Raw genomic sequence first — 3,391 nt, 5'->3', positions numbered from 1 at the left:
GGACCGCCTGATCGTGACCCACATGCCCAATGCCGTGGACGGGCTGCGGTTGGAGACGGTGCAGTGACGAACAGCAGACCGGTGAAGGAGAAGGTCGTCAAGGGGCATCAAAACGACATCGTCGGCCTCTTCGCCCACCACAAGGTCGCGGCCAACCTCCTGATGGCGATCATGCTCCTGAGCGGGTTCTTCGCGCTGGATCGCCTGAACGTGCAGTTCTTCCCGAACTTCGACCTGGATCTGGTGACGGTGCGGGTCATCTGGACCGGTGCGAGCGCCGAGGACATCGAGGACGGCATCACCAATCCCTTGGAGCAGCGTCTGCGCTCGGTCGATGAGCTGCGCAAGATGACCTCCACCTCGACCCAAGGTATCTCGTCGATCACGATCGAGTTCAACGAGGGGGTCGACCCCTTGCTGGCCCTGGATCAGGTGCGGCGCCTGGTCGACGACTTCCGCAACCTCCCGCAGGACGCCGAGAAGCCCGAGGTCGCGCTGGTGACGCGCTACGAGTCGGTCGCCCGACTGGTGCTGACCGGGCTCGAGCGCCCGGACGAGCTGCGCCATCTGGCACGCCGCTTCGAGTCCGAGCTGCTCGAGAGCGGGATCGACAAGGTCGAGATCCGCGGGCTGCCGCTCGAAGAGATCAGCATCCAGGTCGATCAGGCGCGGCTTGAAGAGCTGGGCTTGGGGCTGCCGCAGATCGGCGAGCGGGTCGGTGCCTTCAGTCGGGATCTACCGGCCGGGGCGATCGGTCGGGGCGAGGCGACGCGCGAGCTGCGCAGTCTCGATAAGCGCCGGGATGCGCTCGAGTTCGCACAGATCCCGATCAAGACCGAGGAGACGCTGAACCTGCAGCTCGGCGACATCGCCGAGATCGAGCGTGTGCCGCGTGATTCGACCCTGCGGCTTTCGATGAACGGAAGCCCCGCGGTCGAAATGATCCTGCAGCGCGCCGAGACCGGCAACTCGCTCGCCGCCGCCAAGGCGCTAGACGAGTGGCTGGCCGAGACGCGCCCGTTACTCCCGCCCGGGGTCGAGCTGGTCGTCTACGACGCCTCCTGGGAGCTGATCCGCGACCGCATCATGCTGCTTGTCACCAACGGGGCCGGCGGTCTTGTCTTGGTCGTGGCGATCCTCTTTCTGTTCTTGAGCGGTCGGGTCGCCTTCTGGGTCGCTTGGGGCATCCCGGTGTCCTTCATGGCGACCCTCTTCATCCTCTATCTGGCCGGCGGCAGTATCAACATGATGAGCCTCTTCGCGCTCATCATGGCGCTGGGCATCATCGTGGACGACGCCATCGTGGTCGGCGAGGATGCCATGGCCCATCATCAGATGGGCGAGGATCCACTCCTCGCGGCCGAGGGTGGGGTACGCCGCATGCTGGCGCCCGTGGTTGCGTCCTCGCTGACGACCATCGCCGCCTTCCTCCCGCTGATGTTGGTCGGCGGGGTCATCGGCAACATCCTGAACGTCATCCCGCTGGTCATCGTGGCCGTCATCCTCGCCTCGCTCCTGGAGAGCATGTTGGTTCTGCCCGGACACCTGCGCAGCGCCTTCGTGCATTCGCACACGGTCAAGCCGGACTCGCTGCGCGCACGTTTGGATCGAGGATTCGAATACTTTCGCGACCGGCTGTTCCGCCCCCTGGTGACGGTCGCCGTTCACCATCGGTTCGCCACCATCGCCGGTGCGGCGGCGGCCTTGATGATCGCCGTCGGACTGCTGGCTGGCGGGCGCTTGGGTTTCGTCTTCTTCCCGACGCCGGAGGGCCAGATCATTACGGCGAATGCGACCTTCGTCGCAGGCACGCCGCGCGACCGAGTCGATGCACTCTTGGAACACCTCGACGAGACGCTTTGGGAAACCGAGCGCGCATTCGATCAGGGCAAGCTGGTCAATCTGGCGATCGCCCTGCATGGTGCGAAAGGCGAGGGCAGCGGATCGTCCGCGGACCAGCTCGGAGCCTTGCAGGTAGAGCTGGTCGCACCCGACGCGCGCGAGGTGCGCAACGAGGAGTTTATCCGGGCCTGGCAGGAGCGCATCGAGCTGCCGGCCGGACTCGAGGGCTTCACGATTGCTTCGCGGCGTGCCGGTCCGCCCGGCCGAGACCTGACGGTCCGGCTCTTCGGTGCGGATGCCGCGACGCTCAAGGCCGCGGCACTGGATATCTCCGAGGTCCTCAAAGGGATCTCGGGCGTCATGGCCGTCGAGGACGACATGGCCTTCGGGCGCGAGCAGATCATCTACTCCCTCACCCCCGCCGGACAGGCGCTCGGACTCACGGTCACCGAGCTAGGGACTCAGCTGCGGACCGCGTTCGAAGGACAATTGGTCCAGATCTTCCAGGACGGCGCGGACGAGGTCGAGGTCCGCGTCAAGCTCCCGCGAGCCGAGCGCGAGCGTCTCGGAACACTTGAGCGCATCAACATCCGCCTTCCCGACGGCACCTCGGTGCCGCTCACGACGGTCGCGCAGTGGCGCTCGCAACGCGGCTTCGAGATCCTGCGTCATGCCGAGGGCAAGTTGGCGGTCGAGGTCTCGGCGGATGTGGACTCCGAAGCCAACAACGCCGGGGCCATCATCGAAGGGCTGGTCGCCTCCACCCTGCCGGAGCTCGAGGCCAACTACGGAATCAGCTATTCCTTCGAGGGGCGCTCCGCCGATCAACGCGAGACCTTGGGAGATATGCGCAAAGGGATGGTGCTCGGACTGATCCTGATCTACATCATCTTGACCTGGGTCTTCTCGTCCTATGGCTGGCCGCTGGTCGTCATGACCGCGATCCCGTTCGGCTTGACAGGAGCACTCTTTGGTCACTGGGTAATCGGCATCGATGTGACGATTCTCTCGCTGTTCGGGATGTTCGGCCTGTCCGGGATCGTGATCAACGATTCCATTATCTTGGTCAAGTTCTATCAGGAGCAGCTGGAACTGGGGGTCGCCAGTCGCGACGCCCTGATCGAGGCCGCCTGCCAGCGTCTACGCGCCGTGCTCTTGACCTCGCTGACCACGATCGCCGGGCTGACGCCGCTCTTGTTCGAGAAATCCGTGCAGGCCCAGTTCCTGATCCCGATGGCGACCTCGATCGCCTTCGGGCTCGGGTTTGCGACCCTGTTGGTTCTCCTCGTCATCCCGGCATTGCTCTCGATCCACGACAGTGCGCATGGACGTCTGGGCCGGCTGTTAAAGGCGAACCCGGCACCGGCGTGACCCTTCTCGGGTGGCGCTCGCGACACCGCTGGAGCGGTGTCGCGCCTCTCCCGGCGCTCCGCGCCGGTTCAGGTCGATCCGTACGAATCGCGCGTCATGCCTCCTCGCGCCCCTGGCGACGCCTGACCGCATCCTCGCGTGCATCGTCGATCTCTCGCATGATGCTGTCGATGTCGAC

1 protein-coding gene is annotated in these 3,391 nt (G+C 65.2%); it reads left to right on the top strand.

The features are described 5' to 3' along the window. Positions 1-63: 63 nt before the first annotated feature. Entirely contained in the window at positions 64-3,213 is a 3,150-nt protein-coding gene (locus VLR48_RS10905) for an efflux RND transporter permease subunit (RefSeq protein WP_325291811.1), read from the top strand. The last annotated feature ends 178 nt before the right edge of the window (positions 3,214-3,391 follow it).

The organism is Thiocapsa sp. (assembly GCF_035467215.1).
Classification (GTDB): domain Bacteria; phylum Pseudomonadota; class Gammaproteobacteria; order Chromatiales; family Chromatiaceae; genus Thiocapsa.
Note: the sequence above shows the minus strand (reverse complement) of the source record. Positions and strands in the feature narration are given on the sequence as shown.